Consider the following 15,448-nt stretch of genomic DNA (forward strand, 5'->3'; position numbering starts at 1 on the left):
ATGGCCAGGGACGGCAACACCGCGATCATCGAGCAGTTCCTCAGCGACGGCATCACGTACATGTTCGGCAACCCGGGGACGGTCGAGCAGGGCTTCCTCGACGCGCTGGAGGGCTTCGAGGACTTCCACTACATCCTCACCCTCCAGGAGACGGTGGCGGCCGGCATCGCCGACGGCTACGCCCGCGCCACGGGCGGTCCGGCGCTCCTGCAGCTCCACAGCGGCGTGGGGCTGGGCAACGCGATCGGCATGCTGTACCAGGCCAAGCGGGGGCACTCCCCGCTGGTGGTCGTCGCGGGTGAGGCCGGGGTCGGCTACGACGCGATGGACGCCCAGATGGCCGCCGACCTCGTGGCCATGGCCCGGCCCGTCACCAAGCACGCGATGCGCGTCATCGACCCGGGCTCGGTGCTGCGGGTGCTGCGGCGGGCGGTGAAGATGGCGATGACGCCGCCGCGCGGCCCGGTCTTCGTGGCGCTCCCGCTCGACGTGCTGGACCAGCCCAACCACGAGCCGGTCGAGCCGTCGGTGGTGCCGCACTCGGCCGTGCTGCCCGCCCCCGAGCTGGTACGCCGGGCCGCCGGGCTGCTGTCCGGCGCCCGGTCCCCGATCATCCTGGCCGGCGACGGCGTGTCGGTCTCCGGCGCGCAGGCGGAGCTGACCCGGGTGGCCGAGCAGCTCGGCGCGGACGTGTGGGGCGTGGAGTTCTCCGAGGCGAACATGGACGGCCGCCACCCGCTCTTCCGGGGCCAGCTCGGCCACATGTTCGGCCAGGTCAGCGCGGACGCCGTCAAGGACGCCGACGCCGTGCTGGTGGTGGGCACGTACCTGTTCCCCGAGGTGTTCCCCTCGCTGAGCAGCCCGTTCGGCAAGGACGCGCGGATCGTGCACATCGATCTGGACTCGTACGAGATCGCCAAGAACCACCCGGTCACGCTGGGCCTGGTGGCCGACCCCCGGCTCACGCTGGCGGCGCTGTCGGCGGAGCTGGAGGGCGCCCTGAGCGGGGCCGACCGGCAGGCGGCGGCGGCGCGGCTGGCCCGGCGGACGGCCGCGCCGCGCCCGGCGCCGGCCGAGGACTCCATCCTCAACGCGTTCATGCGCGAGCTGGCCGCGCGGGCCCCCGAGGACGTGATCGTCTTCGACGAGGGGCTGACCGCCTCCGGCGTGATCGGCTCCTACTTCCCGCCGCGCGGGCCGGGGAGCTGGTTCCTGACCCGCGGCGGCTCGCTGGGCGTGGGCATCCCGGGCGCGATCGGGGCCAAGCTCGCCCACCCGGACCGCACGGTGATCGGCTTCACCGGCGACGGCGGCAGCATGTACACCTTCCAGGCCCTGGCCACCGCCGTCCGGTACGACGTCGCCGCCAAGTTCGTGATCTGCAACAACCACAGCTACCGGCTGCTGGACAACAACATCGAGGAGTACTGGCGCGGCCGGGGCATCCCCGGTCACCGTTTCCCTCGCTCCTTCGACCTCTCCTATCCCGATCTCCAGTTCACCGACCTGGCCAGGGGCTGCGGCGTGGACGGGCTGCGGGTGGAGAAGGCCGACCAGATCGAAGAGGCCGTCGAGCGGCTGCTCGGCCACGACGGCCCCTTCCTCATCGACCTCGTCACCGAACCGGGGAGGCCATTGTGAGCGGCATCGAGCCACGGGTCGGCGCGGCGCTGAACGGCCGCAAGGTCGCCGTCCTGATGGAGAGCGACTACGTCGAGCCGGAGATCTTCTACTACGAGCGGCGCTTCGCCGAGGCCGGCGCCGAGGTGCACTTCATGACGCGCCTGTGGGGGCAGCCGTCGATCACCTTCACCGGCCACGAGTGGCGGGTGCCGTTCACCGTGGACCGCGGGTTCGAGAACCTCACGGACCGGGAGCTGCGCTCCTACGCCGCGGTGATCGTCCCCTCCGGCATCGTCTCGGACCGGCTGCGCTTCACCGACGACGTCAACCGGCTGGCGCCGGCCACCGCGTTCGTGCGGCGGGCGCTGGAGGAGCCGTCGATCATCACGGGCGTGATCTGCCACGGCCTGTGGCTGATGGCGGCCGCCCCCGAGACGATGCGCGGGCGCAAGGTCGTCGCGCACAACAACCTCGTGGGCGACGTGCGCAACATGGGCGCCGAGTACGTGGACCAGGACGTGGTCATCGACGGGAACCTGATCACCGGGCGCAGCGTGTACCACTGCCATCTGTTCGCCCACACCATCATCGGCCAGCTCGCCGAGACGCTGTAGGAGCAACGATGAACTTCACCTTCATGGACACCGTGGCCGGGCGGGTCGAACGGTTCGACGCCGGCTCCGGCTCCTTCCGGCTGGCGACCATCGACGGCCGCGCGGTCGAGGTGCGCCTGGACGGCGAGGTCTCGGCCGAGGTGCTGCGCAACCTGGGCGAGCCGTACGTGGACGCGGGCGACCACGTGCGCGACATGCTGACGCCGGGCCGGCACCTGTTCGTCTACGGGATCTTCTACCCCGAAGGCGATGAGCCGCTCTTCTCGGCCAAGCGGCTGATCTTCCTGGGCCGCGGCCCGGGCGAGTACCGGTTCGAGCAGCCCGACTGGTGGATCAACCAGCTCGACGAGATCGCCGCGTTCTACCGCCGCGCCCAGTTCGGGCAGGGGCCGGTCGACTTCCGCGACTACCGGACGATCCTGCGCCTGGGCGGCGACAAGACCGCCAGCCACGTGCAGGAGACCGACACGATCTCGCGCCTGGTGTACGGCATGGCCTCGGCGTACCTGCTGACCGGCGACGACGCCTACCTGGAGGTGGCCGAGCGCGGCACCCGCTACCTGCGCGAGCACATGCGCTTCGTGGACCCCGAGAACGACGTCGTGTACTGGTACCACGGCATCAAGGTGGACGGCGAGCACGAGAAGAAGCTGTTCACCTCGGAGTTCGGCGACGACTACGACGCCATCCCGATGTACGAGCAGATCTACGCCCTGGCCGGCCCGACGCAGACCTACCGGGTGACCGGCGACAAGCGCATCGCCTCCGACGTCGACGCCACGCTGCGGCTGTTCGAGAAGTTCTTCCGCGACCACCGGCACGGCGGCTACTACTCGCACGTCGACCCGATCCTGCTCAACCCGCACCACGAGTCGCTCGGGCCGAACCAGTCGCGCAAGAACTGGAACTCCATCGGCGACCACGCCCCGGCCTACCTGATCAACTACTACCTGGCCACCGGCGACGAGCGTCACCTGGAGATGCTGGAGCGCACCTTCGACACCATCGTCGAGCACTTCCCCGAGCCGTCGAGCCCGTTCGTCAACGAGCGCTTCCACGACGACTGGAGCCACGACCTGACCCACAGCTGGCAGCAGGACCGCGCGGTCGTCGGGCACAACCTGAAGATCGCCTGGAACCTCATGCGCATGAACGGCGCCCGCCCCAAGGACGCCTACCGGGACCTGGCCGAACACCTGGCCCGCACGATGCCGGCGGTCGGCAGCGACCAGCAGCGCGGCGGCTGGTACGACGTCGTCGAGCGGCACCGGGCCGAGGGCCAGCGGTGGCACCGCTTCGCCTGGCACGACCGCAAGGCGTGGTGGCAGCAGGAGCAGGCGATCCTGGCCTACCTGATCGTCGCCGGCGAGCTGGGCGGCGACGACCACCTGGAGCAGGCCCGCCAGGCGGCGGGCTTCTACAACGCCTTCTTCCTCGACCACGACGAGGGCGCGGTCTACTTCAACGTGCTGGCCAACGGCCTGCCGTACCTGCTCGGGACCGAGCGGTTCAAGGGCAGCCACTCGATGAGCATGTACCACTCCTCCGAGCTGTGCTATCTGGCGACCGTCTACACGCGGCTGCTGGTCAACCGGCAGCCGCTCACGCTGCACTTCAAGCCGGGCCCGGACGCCGAGCGCATCCTGCGCGTCGCGCCCGACCTGCTGCCGGCCGGGCGGGTGCTGCTCACCGAGGCCGAGGTGGACGGCAAGCCGTACGAGGTGCTGGACCCGGTGGCGATGACCGTGGAGCTGCCGGACTCCACCGAGGCCCTGCGCGTCAAGGTGACGCTGACCCCGGTGCAGGAGTGAGCGTGCCGACCATGGAGATCACGACGGACACGATCGGCCCGGTCACCGTGATCGGGCTCACCGGCCAGCTCGACAGCAGGTCGGCGCCGGCCGCGCAGGAGCGCATCCTGTCGCTGCTGCCGGCCGGCCGCCCGGTGCTGCTGGACCTGACCGGCGTCGGCTACCTGTCCAGCGCGGGCCTGCGCACGATGCTGCTGGTCTACCGGCGGGCGCGGACCGTGGACAGCTTCATCGCCCTGGTGGGCCTGTCGGCCGAGCTGCGCGGGGTGATGGCGGCGACCGGGTTCCTGCGCTTCTTCGTCGTCGCCGACTGCGTGGCGGACGCGCTGGAGATCGTCCGGGCCGCCGAGCCGCGGGAGGAGGCCACATGAGCGTCGAGGCGCAGGGCGTGCCCGGCAGGATCGACTCCTTCCCGACGGCCGAGCTGGCCGGGTTCGGGGTGCGGGCGGGCCATCCGATGCCGTTCGGCGCCACGCTGGTGCCCGGCGGGGTGAACTTCTCGGTCTACTCCAGCGGCGCGAGCGCGGTCTCGCTGGTGCTGTTCCGGCACGGCGAGCGGGAGCCGTTCGCCGAGCTGCCCTTCCCCGGCGAGTACCGGATCGGCGGCGTGTGGGCCATGACGGTGTTCGGCCTCGACCACGAAGGCGTCGAGTACGGCTACCGCGTCACCGGCCCGGACACCCCGTCGCCGGGCGACCGGTTCGACCCGGCCAGAATTCTGGCCGACCCGTACGCCAGGACCATGTCGGGCCGGGACGTGTGGGGCGCCGAAGTGGACTGGGACGACCCCTACCCCTACCGGTCGGTGCTGGCCTCCGACGACTTCGACTGGGAGGACGACCGGCCGCTGCGCGTCGCTCCGGAGGACCTGGTCGTCTACGAGCTGCACGTGCGCGGCTTCACGGCGGACCCGTCCTCGGGGGTGTCGGCGCCGGGCACGTACGCGGGGCTGATCGAGAAGATCCCCTACCTGAAGGCGCTCGGCGTCAACTGCGTGGAGCTCATGCCGGTCTTCGAGTTCGACGAGTTCGACATGAGCCGGGTCGACCCGGTCACCGGCGAACGCCTGTACAACTACTGGGGCTACTCGACGCTGGGCTTCTTCGCGCCCAAGGCGGGCTTCGCGGCCACCGGCAGGTACGGGATGCAGGCCGACGAGTTCAAGAACCTGGTCAAGGAGCTGCACCGGGCCGGGATCGCGGTGGTGCTGGACGTGGTCTTCAACCACACGGCCGAGGGCAACGAGAACGGCCCGACCATCCACTTCCGCGGCCTGGACAACGGCACGTACTACATGCTCACGCCGGAGGGCTACTACTACAACTTCAGCGGCACCGGGAACACCTTCAACTGCAACCACCCGGTGGTGCGCGACTACGTGCTCGACTGCCTGCGCTACTGGGCCGGCGAGTACCACATCGACGGCTTCCGCTTCGACCTGGCCGCGATCCTGGACCGCGGCCAGGACGGCGCGCCGCTGGCGAACCCGCCGCTGATCGAGACGCTGGCCCACGACCCGCTGCTGCGCGACTGCCTGCTGATCGCCGAGGCGTGGGACGCCGGCGGCCTGTACCAGGTGGGCTCCTTCCCCGGCTACCAGCGCTGGTCGGAGTGGAACGGCCGCTACCGCGACGCGCTGCGCCGCTTCCTGAAGGCCGATCCCGGCTCTGCCGGCGAGCTGGCCACCCGGCTGGTCGGCTCGCCCGACCTGTACGCCTCCCGCGGCACGCTCGCCTCGGTCAACTTCGTCACCTGCCACGACGGGTTCACGTTGGCGGACCTGTTCGCGTACGACGGCAAGCACAACGAGGCCAACGGCGAGGACAACCGCGACGGCAACGACGACAACCTGAGCTGGAACTGCGGCGCCGAGGGCCCGACGCGGGACCCGGAGGTGCTGGCGCTGCGCGGGCGGCAGGCCAAGAACGCGATGCTGCTGCTCCTGCTCAGCCAGGGCATCCCGATGATCCTGGCCGGCGACGAGGTCGGCCGCACCCAGCACGGCAACAACAACGCCTACTGCCACGACGGGCCGCTGTCGTGGTTCGACTGGGGCCTGGCCGAGCGCAACGGCGAGCTGCTGCGGTTCGTCCGCGAGTGCGTGGCCTTCCGCGCCGCGCACCCGATGGTGCGCGACCGCCGCCACCCGTGCGGCGACGAGGGCGCCGGCGGGCTGCCGCAGGTGTCCTGGCACGGCGAGCGGGCCGGCGAGCCCGACTGGTCGGAGGGCAGCGCGCTGGTGGCGATGCTGCGCAGCGGCACGGCGGCCGGCGGCGGCGGCGAGCACCTCTACCTGGCCGCCAACGCCCACTGGGAGGCGCGGGAGCTGGAGCTGCCCGTCCTGCCGGACGGCGCGGTGTGGCACCTGTTCGCCGACACCGGCGCGGCCGCCCCCGAGGACGTCCACACACCGGGCCAGGAGCCGCCGCTGGCCGACCAGCGGCGGATCGTCGTCGGCCCGCGGGCCGCGGTCGCGTTGGTCGGCCGCGCCCATCACTGAGATCCATGGAGGAGATCCCATGTCGTTCAACGCGATCCTGACCCACGACGGCAGCACCGCACTGATCACGCTGGAGGGCGAGCTGGACGCCCTGACCGCCGAGACCTTCAGGAGGGAGGTGGAGCGCGCGGCCGAGGCCGCGGCCGAGCTGCTGGTGCTGGAGATGTCGCAGCTCAGCTACATGTCCTCGGCGGGGCTGCGCGGGCTGGTGTTCGCCCGGCAGAAGCTGGCCGACGACGTGCGCATCGTGCTGGTCGGCGCCAACGACGCCATCGAGCAGACCATCCGGCTGGTCGGCTTCCATCACAGCGTGGACTTCAGCGATGCGATCCCAGAGTAGGCAGGCGATGGAGCGGCTCAGGCTCCCCGCCGAGCCCGAGTCGCTGGACGAGCTGATGGCCTACGTGCAGACGTTGAGCGCGCTCGGCGGGCTGACCCGCACGCGCGCCCACTGGCTGCGGCTGGCCGCCGAGGAGCTCATCGTCAACATCATCACCCACGGCCACCGCGACCGGCCGGGCGAGCTGGAGCTGACCGGCGGGGTCGAACCGCGCCGGGTGTGGCTGCGCCTGTCCGACGCGGCGCCGCCGTTCGACCCGACCGCCTATGAGGCCGTTCCCGACCTGGAGCGGCCGCTGGGCGAGCGCCGGCCGGGCGGGCTGGGCGTCTACCTGGCCCGTACGGTCGCCGACGAGGTCCGCTACGAGTACAGCTCGGGTCGTAACGAGACGACCATCATCATGAACCGCGTCTAGGAGGTGCCGATGGATGCGGAGGCGACCCTCGTCGTCAGCGGCCCCTCACCAGCCGCGGAAGAGCTGTGCCTGCTGCTGGCCGCGGACGGCGCCCCGGTGGCCCGGCGCACTCCCGAGCAACTGCTGGCCGAGGCGCCTCCGCCCGCCGACCTGCTGCTGGTGAACGCGAGCCTCGACGTGGAGGTGGTGCGGGAGGTGACGCGGGTCGTCCAGGCCGGCGCGCGGCCTCCAGTCGTGGTCGCGTTCTCCGACGGCGACCTGCGCCAGCTCGCGCCGCACGTGCTGGCCGGGCTGGACTACGTCGTCCCGCCCTTCGTGCCGGAGCTGCTGCATCGCAGGCTGCGGGCGGGACAGGTGTTCGGCCGCCACCCCGGCGCCGAGGGGGAGGCGCTGCTGAAGTACGAGCGCGAGCTGCAGATCGGACGGGAGATCCAGGCGGGCTTCCTGCCCGACGCGCTGCCGGCCCGCGCCGGGTGGCAGCTCACCGTCCGGTTCCAGCCGGCCAGGGAGGTCGCGGGGGACTTCTACGACGCCCTGGAGCTGCTGGGCGGGGCGCGGATCGGGCTGGTGGTGGCCGACGTGTGCGACAAGGGCGTCGGCGCCGCCCTGTTCATGGCCCTGATCAGGACCCTGCTGCGGCACACCGCCGCCCATGTGGAGACCGGCGAGGCCGAGCCCGTCCAGGACGACGTCACGCCGCTGCTGCGCGCGGTGATCGCGACCAACGACTACCTGACCGCCAACCACCTGCGCCAGGGCTACTTCGCCACGCTGTTCTTCGGCGTGCTCGACCCGGTCACCGGCGCGCTCGTCTACATCAACTGCGGGCACAACCCGCCCATCATCCGCCACGCGGGCGGCGGCCACACCCTGCTGCGTCCCACCGGACCGGCGCTGGGGCTGGTGCCCGACTCCGTCTTCGAGGTCGGCAGGGCCCACCTGGACCAGGGGGATCTGCTGTTCGCCTACACCGACGGCGTGCCCGAGGCCAGGGACGAGTCCGGCCGCTTCTTCAGCGAGGAGCTCATGCTGACCCTCGTCTCGCAGCCCGCCACCGGGGCGGACGACCTGCTGGACAGGCTCGAACGGGAGATCAGCGCGCACATCGGGGCCGCCGAGCAGTTCGACGACATCACCATGATCGCTCTACGTAGGACACCCACGGGGAAGTACGGACAATGAACGAGATCGCCGGAATCGCACTGGCGGGCGGACAGGGCCTCCGGGCCCGGCCGCTCACCCTGGAGGCCCCCGGCCACCTGCGGAGCAAGGCCACGGTCTGCTTCGCCGGACGGCCGGTCATCGAATGGCAGATCATGACCCTGCGCGACCAGGGGGTCAGCGACTTCTACTTGATCGCCAACGGCCGGGAGAACCGCTACCAGGCCAAGGACGTGCTCGGCCACGGCGAGGGGCTGGGCGTGCGGGTGCGCTACTCGCGGCCCCGGATGGACTGGACCAACACCGGTTCCGGCGAGGCGACGCTGAGCAGCCTGGACTACTGGGAGCTCGACGGGCTGGCGCTGGTCTTCCCGACCGACTCGCTGTTCGAGTTCGACCTGGCCGAGCTGGTACGCCGCCACCGCGACAGCGACGCGGTGGTCACCGTGGCCGTGGTCGAGCGCCCGGCCGAGGAGGTGGCGGGCAAGTACGGGACGATGGTCACCGACGCCTCCGGGCGTATCCGCCGTTTCGTGGAGAAACCGCCGCTGGCCGAGGTGCACGCCCTGGCCGCCGACCCGGCCCGGGTGCCCGTCAACGCCGGGCTCTACCTGGTCGACTGCGGGCGGCTGCGGAAGCTGGCCGGGGAGCCGGCGCTGGCCGAGCTGGCCCGCGACCGGCTCGACTGGGGGCACGACCTGCTCCCGTGGCTGGTGGGCGCCGGGCACCGGGTCGGCATCGCGCCCATCGCCAAGCTGGGCGACCTGGGCAACCTGCGCGACTACCTCGACACGCTGACCGACGCGCTGAGCGGCGGCTACCCGCACGTGCTCAAGGGCATGCTGCGGGCCTACCCGGGCAACGTGCGCATCCACGAGTCCTCCCTGCGCCAGCGGGACGCGACGTCGGGCATGACGCTGGCCGAGAAGATGAGCGCCGGGCTGGTCAGGATCGGCCCGAACGTGCACATCGGCCGGGACGTCGAGATCGGCCCCGGCGTGGTCGTCTCCGACTCCGCGATCGGCGACGGCGTGGACCTGCACACCGGGTGCCGGCTGCAACGGGTGGCCTGCCTGGACGGCGCGATCATCGGGCCGTGGGCCCGGCTCACCGACACCCACGTGGGGACGATGGCCACGGTGGAGTCGTTCGTGGACTGCGTGACCGTGCTGAGCGGCTACAGCGCGCTGGGCAACGGGGTGACGGTCCAGGCCGGCGTGCGGCTGTCCGGGGTGACGGTGTACCCGGGGCTGACCGTGCCGGCGCACTGCGAGGCCGCCGCCGGCACCTCGATCGAGACGCTCGCCGACCTCCAGGACGCGTGACACATGACTGAGACGCTGGTGCTGACCGAGATCTCCGAGATCGTCGCGGGCCGCGTGCCCGTCGTGGGGGTCCGTCCCGTCGTGGCGGGCGGGTGCCGGCCCGCGCGCGCGGTGCCGGGCGAGCCGTTCGAGGTGTCGGCGACGCTGTTCAGGGAGGGGCACGGCGTGGTGGGCGCGAACGTCGTGCTCACCGACCCCGACGGCAAGCAGGCCGCCTGGATCCCGATGGCGGCCCTGTCCCAGGGCTCCGACCGGTACGCGGCCGAGGTGGCGGCGCACCGGGAGGGCGAGTGGACGTTCCGGGTGGAGGCGTGGAGCGACCCGGTCGCGACCTGGCTGCACGTGGCCGAGGTGAAGATCCCCGCCGCGATCGACGTGGCCGTGACGATGGAGGCCGGCGCCCGGCTGCTGACCAGGGCCGCCGCCCAGCCCGAGGTGCCGCCCGCCGACGCCCGGCTGCTGCGGGTGGCCGCCGCGACGCTGCGCGACGGCGAGCTGGACCCCGAGGCGCGGCTGGCGATCGCGCTGGCCGAGCCGGTGCTGCGGACGCTGGCCCGCCGGCCGCTGCGCGACCACGTGACCGTCGGGGAGGAGCTGCCGCTGCTGGTGGAGCGCGAGCGGGCGCTGTTCGGGGCCTGGTACGAGTTCTTCCCCCGCTCCGAGGGCGCCGTGGTCGACCCCACGGGGTGTCACCCGCCGCGCTCGGGCACCTTCAGGACCGCGGCCGCGCGGCTGCCCGCCGTGGCCGCGATGGGCTTCGACGTCGTCTACCTGCCGCCGATCCACCCGATCGGCCTGACCAACCGCAAGGGGCCGGGCAACTCGCCGATCGCCGGGCCGCACGACCCCGGCTCGCCGTGGGCGATCGGCTCGGCCGCGGGCGGGCACGACGCCGTCCACCCCGACCTGGGGACGATCGACGACTTCGACTTCTTCGTGGCCAGGGCCGGCGAGCTGGGCCTTGAGGTGGCGCTGGACTTCGCGTTGCAGTGCTCGCCCGACCACCCGTGGGTACGGGAGCACCCGCGGTGGTTCGAGCACCGGCCCGACGGCAGCATCGCCTACGCCGAGAACCCGCCCAAGAAGTACCAGGACATCTACCCCGTCTCCTTCGACGCCGACCCCGGCGGCATCCTGGCCGAGTCGCTGCGGGTGCTGCGGCACTGGATGGGCCACGGAGTGCGGATCTTCCGGGTGGACAACCCGCACACCAAGCCGGTGTTCTTCTGGGAACGCCTGATCGCCGAGGTCAACCGCACCGACCCGGACGTGCTCTTCCTGGCCGAGGCGTTCACCCGCCCGGCGATCATGCACACGCTGGCCGCCGTCGGCTTCCAGCAGTCCTACACCTACTTCACCTGGCGCAACGCCAAGCCGGAGCTGGAGAGCTACCTGGGCGAGCTGGCCGGGGAGGCGGCGGCGTACATGCGGCCGAACCTGTTCGTCAACACGCCCGACATCCTGCACGCCTACCTCCAGGAGGGCGGGCCGGCCGCGTTCCGGGTGCGGGCCGCGCTGGCCGCGACGGCCTCCCCCACCTGGGGCGTGTACGCCGGGTTCGAGCTGTGCGAGCGCGAGCCGGCCGCGCCGGGCAGCGAGGAGTACAAGGACTCGGAGAAGTACCAGTACCGGCCGCGCGACTGGTCGGCGGACGGCACGCTGGCGCCCTTCCTGACCGCGCTGAACCGGGTCCGGCGCCGCCATCCGGCCCTGCGCCTGCTGCGCAACCTGCGTTTCCAGCACGCCGACGACGACGCCGTGCTGTGCTTCGCCAAGCAGGCCGGGGAGGACACCGTGATCGTGGTGGTCAACCTCGACCCGCACCACGTGCGGCAGGCCACGGTGACGCTGGACCTGCCCGACCTCGGGCCCTCCTTCCGGGTGCGCGACGAGCTGACCGGCGAGGTCTACCAGTGGGGGGCGCGCAACTACGTGCGGCTGGACCCGTCCCGGCAGCCCGCCCACATCCTGACGGTGGAGAGGTGATGGACGTGCTGACCGGCGGGGGCCCGTCCGTGCTGGGCGAGCTGGACCTGCACCTCATCGGCGAGGGCAGGCACGAGGAGCTGTGGCGGGCGCTGGGCGGGCGCGTCCGCACCGTGGACGGCGTGGCGGGCGTGTCGTTCGCCGTGTGGGCGCCGGGCGCGCGCGAGGTGCGCCTCGTGGGCGACCTGAACGGCTGGGACGGCGCCGGGCACGCGCTGCGCCGGGCGCCCGGCGGCGGCCTGTGGGAGCTGTTCGTGCCGGGGGCCGGCGACGGCTGCCGGTACATGTACGAGATCACCGGCGCGGACGGCCGTACCCGGCGCAAGGCCGACCCGCTGGCCCTGGCGGCCGAGCACCCGCCGCGCACCGCGTCGGTGGTGTTCACCTCCCGGCACCGCTGGCGCGACGGCGCGTGGCTGGCGGCCCGCGGCGACGGCCCGGCCCGCGAGGCGCCCATGAGCGTGTACGAGCTGCACCTCGGCTCCTGGCGGCGCGGCCTGACCTACCGCGACCTGGCCGAGCAGCTCCCCGGGTACGTGCGCGGCCTGGGTTTCACGCACGTGGAGCTCATGCCGGTGGCCGAGCACCCGTTCGGCGGCTCGTGGGGCTACCAGATCTCCTCCTACTACGCGCCGAGCTCCCGCTACGGCACCCCGGACGACTTCCGCGCCCTGGTCGAGGCGCTGCACCTGGCCGGGATCGGGGTGATACTCGACTGGGTGCCCGCGCACTTCCCCCGCGACGACTGGGCGCTGGCCCGCTTCGACGGCGGCCCGCTGTACGAGCACCCCGACCCGCTGCGCGGCGAGCACCCCGACTGGGGCACGCTCACCTTCGACCTCGGCCGCCCGGAGGTGCGCAACTTCCTCATCGCCAACGCCCTGTACTGGTGCGCGGAGTTCCACATCGACGCTTTGCGCGTGGACGCCGTCGCCTCGATGTTGTACCTGGACTACTCCCGCCCGGACGGCGCCTGGCGGCCCAACGCCCACGGCGGCAGGGAGCATCTGGAGGCGATCGCGTTCCTGCGGGAGCTGAACGACACCGTCCACCGGCTCTGCCCCGGCGTGCTGACGATCGCCGAGGAGTCCACGGCGTGGGAGGGGGTGACCCGGCCGACGTCCGCCGGCGGGCTGGGGTTCGACTTCAAGTGGAACATGGGCTGGATGCACGACACGCTCGGCTACATGCGGCGTGACCCGGTGCACCGGCCGTACCACCATCACGCGCTGACGTTCGGGCTGACGTACGCGTACGCGGAGGACTTCCTGCTGCCGCTCAGCCATGACGAGCTGGTGCACGGCAAGGGGTCGCTGGCCGGGAAGATGCCGGGCGACGAGTGGCAGCGGCTGGCGAACCTGCGCGCGTACCTGGCCTTCATGTGGGCGCATCCGGGCAAGAAGCTGCTGTTCATGGGCCAGGAGTTCGCGCAGCACAGCGAGTGGTCCCACGATCGCGAGCTGGATTGGGCGCTGCTGCGCGACCCCCGGCACAAGGGCGTGCGCGACCTGGTCAGGGACCTGAACCGGCACTACGCCGCCACCCCCGCGCTGTGGCGGCAGGACTGCTCCCCCGACGGGTTCACCTGGATCGACGCCGACGACGCCGGTTCCAGCGTCTACTCCTTCGTCCGCTGGGACCGGCAGGGGGCGCCGCTGGTGTGCGTGAGCAACCTGTCGCCGGTGCCGCGGCACGGGCACCGGCTGGCGCTGCCGTCCGGCGGACGCTGGCACGAGCTGCTCAACACCGACGCCGCCTGTTACGGCGGGGGGAACCTCGGCAACCTGGGCTCGGTCACGTGCACGGAGGGGGGTGCGGTCGCCGAGGTACTGCTGCCGCCGCTGGCGACGCTCTGGCTGGCCCCCGGAAAGGAGGCGTCAGAGCGTCAGCAGTGAGGCGGCCATGGCCTTGTTCACCGCGTCGAGGCGGGAGGTGGCGTCGAGCTTGGTGAAGATGTTGCGCAGGTGACGCTTGACCGTGCCTTCGGCGATCATCAGCCGGGTGCCGATCTGGGCGTTGCTGAGGCCCTGGGCGGCCAGGGACAGCACGCTCAGCTCCCGCTCGGAGAGCTTGCCGGCGCGCGGCCGGCGGGACATCATCAGGCTCTCCCGCGACACCGACAGGACCACGCGCTCGGCGTCCGCGCAGACGCCGCGGATGGCCTGCACCAGTTCCTCCCGGCCGACGCTCTTGAGCAGGTAGCCGCGCACGCCGTGGGCGATGAGCTCCTGCACGAGCACCGGGTCGTCGTACATGCTCAGCACGATGACGCGGGACCGGGGCGAGACCCGGTGGATGTGCGTGGTGGTGCGCACGACGCCGTCCCCCGGCATCTCCACGTCGAGCACCACGACGTCCGGCCGCAGCGCCTCGGCCGACTTCACCGCCGCGCGCGCGTCCCCCGCCGTGGCGACGACACGAAGGTCGGGTTCGAGCTCCAGCGTCTGCTTGAGCGTCTCCCGCAGGATCGTGTGGTCGTCGGCGATGAGGACGTCAATGCTGCCTTCTCTTTGCATCCGATGTTTCCTTCGGCCGCTCGTCCCGGACAGCCCGGACAGGGGCACGGAAGACGACCTCGGTGCCCTTCCCGGGGGTGCTCTCTATCGTCACCAGGCCGCCCAGAGCGACCCCGCGCTCGCGCATGGAGGTCAGGCCGTTCCCATGTTTCGCGCGCCAGCCCGAGAACCCCCGGCCGTTGTCACGCACAATTGCTGTGATCCGGTCGTGCGCAATCTTGACGCACACTTCGAGCAGGTCGGCGCCCGCGTGGGAGATGCTGTTGGTAATGGCTTCGCGTAATATGAGGAATAACTCGTCCCGAATGTGCGGAGGCAGGCCGTCGACATCGCCGATAAGGGTGATCCGATGCTCCAGCCGAGGGTCCACGACCGTTGTCATGAGCCGCACAAGCGCTTGCTCCATTCCCGGCCAATGGGCATGAACGCGCAGGTCGGATAAGACGTCGCGGATTTCCTGGTGAGCCCGGAGCAGCGCCGCCTTCGCTTCTCTCACATGCACCGGGAAACTTCCCCTGCCACGTGCGTGCCCGATTTCGGCGAGCTCCAGCTGCCGGCTCGCCACGCTGATCTCGTGGCCCACCCGGTCGTGCAGGTCGCGGGAAATTCGCCGCCATTCCCGCGCGTCGGCGCGGCCGCCGTCCATTAGCGCGGTCAAGGCCCCGCCGGAAGGCTCCGTAGCGGCCTTGAGCCGGGCCACGATCAGGTCGAGGAGCTCTTCCGCCAACTCCGTGCACTCGTCCGGAGCGGCACCGGAAGTTGATTCTTCAATTTCGCCGCACAGCTGTGCCAAGATCTCAGCCTTATGAGCTTCGATCCGTTCGGCTATCACAACCGTGGGCTGGATGTTGCATTGCACTGGTCATCCCCCGTAGTGTGTGTCGCCTTACCCAGTCACCGGCGCAGATCCCCGCATCATATGATCACATGATTCCGGCGGATGCAAGAGTGCACTCCAGACTCATCGGGCCTCCGATCCATTACCCGCACGCCTGACTGAGGCCGCATGTGATGTAATACCGGGTTATCGAAGAGCACTCCGGAGATGCCTCTCGGAGTACTCCCTTTAATACGCCTGGACAGCTCCGCTGCCACCTTGGTGTTACTCTCTTGTGCGCACTCGAACTTAACTGCGATCCTGACCGCGTTCGCCATTA

At 71.3% G+C, this 15,448-nt stretch carries 13 protein-coding genes; 11 read left to right on the plus strand and 2 right to left on the minus strand.

The genetic code is table 11. From position 1 onward, the window contains the following. From ACWCSU_RS29915 to glgB, 11 genes are read left to right on the plus strand one after another with little or no spacing between them, the layout of a single operon-like run. Positions 1 to 1,641, plus strand: a complete 1,641-nt coding sequence (locus ACWCSU_RS29915) for a thiamine pyrophosphate-binding protein (RefSeq protein ID WP_449939421.1) — start codon at positions 1 to 3, stop codon at positions 1,639 to 1,641. Continuing rightward, positions 1,638 to 2,237, plus strand: coding sequence for a DJ-1/PfpI family protein (locus ACWCSU_RS29920; protein ID WP_449939423.1), 600 nt, complete (start codon positions 1,638 to 1,640; stop codon positions 2,235 to 2,237). Before ACWCSU_RS29915 ends, ACWCSU_RS29920 begins: the two co-directional genes overlap by 4 nt. An 8-nt stretch (positions 2,238 to 2,245) precedes the next feature. Next, a complete protein-coding gene (locus tag ACWCSU_RS29925) occupies positions 2,246 to 4,048 on the plus strand; it encodes an AGE family epimerase/isomerase (protein WP_449939425.1) in 1,803 nt (600 codons plus the stop codon). Positions 4,049 to 4,059: 11 nt separating this feature from the next. Then, complete coding sequence (locus ACWCSU_RS29930; RefSeq protein ID WP_357697059.1) at positions 4,060 to 4,419, plus strand: STAS domain-containing protein; 360 nt, start codon at positions 4,060 to 4,062, stop codon at positions 4,417 to 4,419. After that, positions 4,416 to 6,548 (plus strand): glycogen debranching protein GlgX, encoded by a 2,133-nt coding sequence (gene glgX / locus ACWCSU_RS29935; RefSeq protein ID WP_449939428.1) that lies wholly within the window; start codon positions 4,416 to 4,418, stop codon positions 6,546 to 6,548. Before ACWCSU_RS29930 ends, glgX begins: the two co-directional genes overlap by 4 nt. 19 nt (positions 6,549 to 6,567) lie before the next feature. Continuing rightward, positions 6,568 to 6,888: an anti-sigma factor antagonist gene (locus ACWCSU_RS29940; protein WP_352329001.1), complete on the plus strand. Its 321-nt coding sequence runs from the start codon at positions 6,568 to 6,570 to the stop codon at positions 6,886 to 6,888. Beyond that, on the plus strand, positions 6,872 to 7,303 hold the full coding sequence (locus ACWCSU_RS29945; protein WP_357697055.1) for an ATP-binding protein: 432 nt from the start codon (positions 6,872 to 6,874) through the stop codon (positions 7,301 to 7,303). The genes ACWCSU_RS29940 and ACWCSU_RS29945 overlap by 17 nt, the downstream gene beginning before the upstream one ends. A 9-nt stretch (positions 7,304 to 7,312) precedes the next feature. Next, complete coding sequence (locus ACWCSU_RS29950) at positions 7,313 to 8,485, plus strand: PP2C family protein-serine/threonine phosphatase (protein ID WP_357697053.1); 1,173 nt, start codon at positions 7,313 to 7,315, stop codon at positions 8,483 to 8,485. Then, entirely contained in the window at positions 8,482 to 9,789 is a 1,308-nt protein-coding gene (locus ACWCSU_RS29955; RefSeq protein ID WP_449939433.1) for a sugar phosphate nucleotidyltransferase, read from the plus strand. Before ACWCSU_RS29950 ends, ACWCSU_RS29955 begins: the two co-directional genes overlap by 4 nt. A gap of 3 nt (positions 9,790 to 9,792) precedes the next feature. Then, entirely contained in the window at positions 9,793 to 11,775 is a 1,983-nt protein-coding gene (locus ACWCSU_RS29960) for an alpha-1,4-glucan--maltose-1-phosphate maltosyltransferase (protein ID WP_449939435.1), read from the plus strand. Then, positions 11,775 to 13,670: a 1,4-alpha-glucan branching protein GlgB gene (gene glgB, locus ACWCSU_RS29965; protein ID WP_449939437.1), complete on the plus strand. Its 1,896-nt coding sequence runs from the start codon at positions 11,775 to 11,777 to the stop codon at positions 13,668 to 13,670. The genes ACWCSU_RS29960 and glgB overlap by 1 nt, the downstream gene beginning before the upstream one ends. On the opposite strand, the gene ACWCSU_RS29970 is transcribed toward glgB, so the two are convergent. Continuing rightward, positions 13,653 to 14,291, minus strand: a complete 639-nt coding sequence (locus ACWCSU_RS29970) for a response regulator transcription factor (protein ID WP_357697043.1) — start codon at positions 14,289 to 14,291, stop codon at positions 13,653 to 13,655. The two genes, glgB and ACWCSU_RS29970, sit on opposite strands and share 18 nt — an antisense overlap. Further along, complete coding sequence (locus ACWCSU_RS29975) at positions 14,269 to 15,150, minus strand: sensor histidine kinase (RefSeq protein WP_357697040.1); 882 nt, start codon at positions 15,148 to 15,150, stop codon at positions 14,269 to 14,271. The genes ACWCSU_RS29970 and ACWCSU_RS29975 overlap by 23 nt, the downstream gene beginning before the upstream one ends. Between the last annotated feature and the right edge of the window lie 298 nt (positions 15,151 to 15,448).

It is taken from the genome of Nonomuraea sp. NPDC001699, from assembly GCF_053596455.1.

What these genes read in the sequence shown, in the direction of transcription:
- ACWCSU_RS29955 (WP_449939433.1), top strand. Translation starts at nt 8,482, where the DNA reads ATGAACGAGATCGCCGGAATCGCACTGGCGGGCGGACAGGGCCTCCGG.
- ACWCSU_RS29950 (WP_357697053.1), top strand. Translation starts at nt 7,313, where the DNA reads ATGGATGCGGAGGCGACCCTCGTCGTCAGCGGCCCCTCACCAGCCGCG.
- ACWCSU_RS29960 (WP_449939435.1), top strand. Translation starts at nt 9,793, where the DNA reads ATGACTGAGACGCTGGTGCTGACCGAGATCTCCGAGATCGTCGCGGGC.
- ACWCSU_RS29930 (WP_357697059.1), top strand. Translation starts at nt 4,060, where the DNA reads ATGGAGATCACGACGGACACGATCGGCCCGGTCACCGTGATCGGGCTC.
- ACWCSU_RS29925 (WP_449939425.1), top strand. Translation starts at nt 2,246, where the DNA reads ATGAACTTCACCTTCATGGACACCGTGGCCGGGCGGGTCGAACGGTTC.
- glgB (WP_449939437.1), top strand. Translation starts at nt 11,775, where the DNA reads ATGGACGTGCTGACCGGCGGGGGCCCGTCCGTGCTGGGCGAGCTGGAC.
- ACWCSU_RS29940 (WP_352329001.1), top strand. Translation starts at nt 6,568, where the DNA reads ATGTCGTTCAACGCGATCCTGACCCACGACGGCAGCACCGCACTGATC.
- ACWCSU_RS29945 (WP_357697055.1), top strand. Translation starts at nt 6,872, where the DNA reads ATGCGATCCCAGAGTAGGCAGGCGATGGAGCGGCTCAGGCTCCCCGCC.
- ACWCSU_RS29915 (WP_449939421.1), top strand. Translation starts at nt 1, where the DNA reads ATGGCCAGGGACGGCAACACCGCGATCATCGAGCAGTTCCTCAGCGAC.
- ACWCSU_RS29970 (WP_357697043.1), bottom strand. Translation starts at nt 14,291, where the DNA reads ATGCAAAGAGAAGGCAGCATTGACGTCCTCATCGCCGACGACCACACG.
- glgX (WP_449939428.1), top strand. Translation starts at nt 4,416, where the DNA reads ATGAGCGTCGAGGCGCAGGGCGTGCCCGGCAGGATCGACTCCTTCCCG.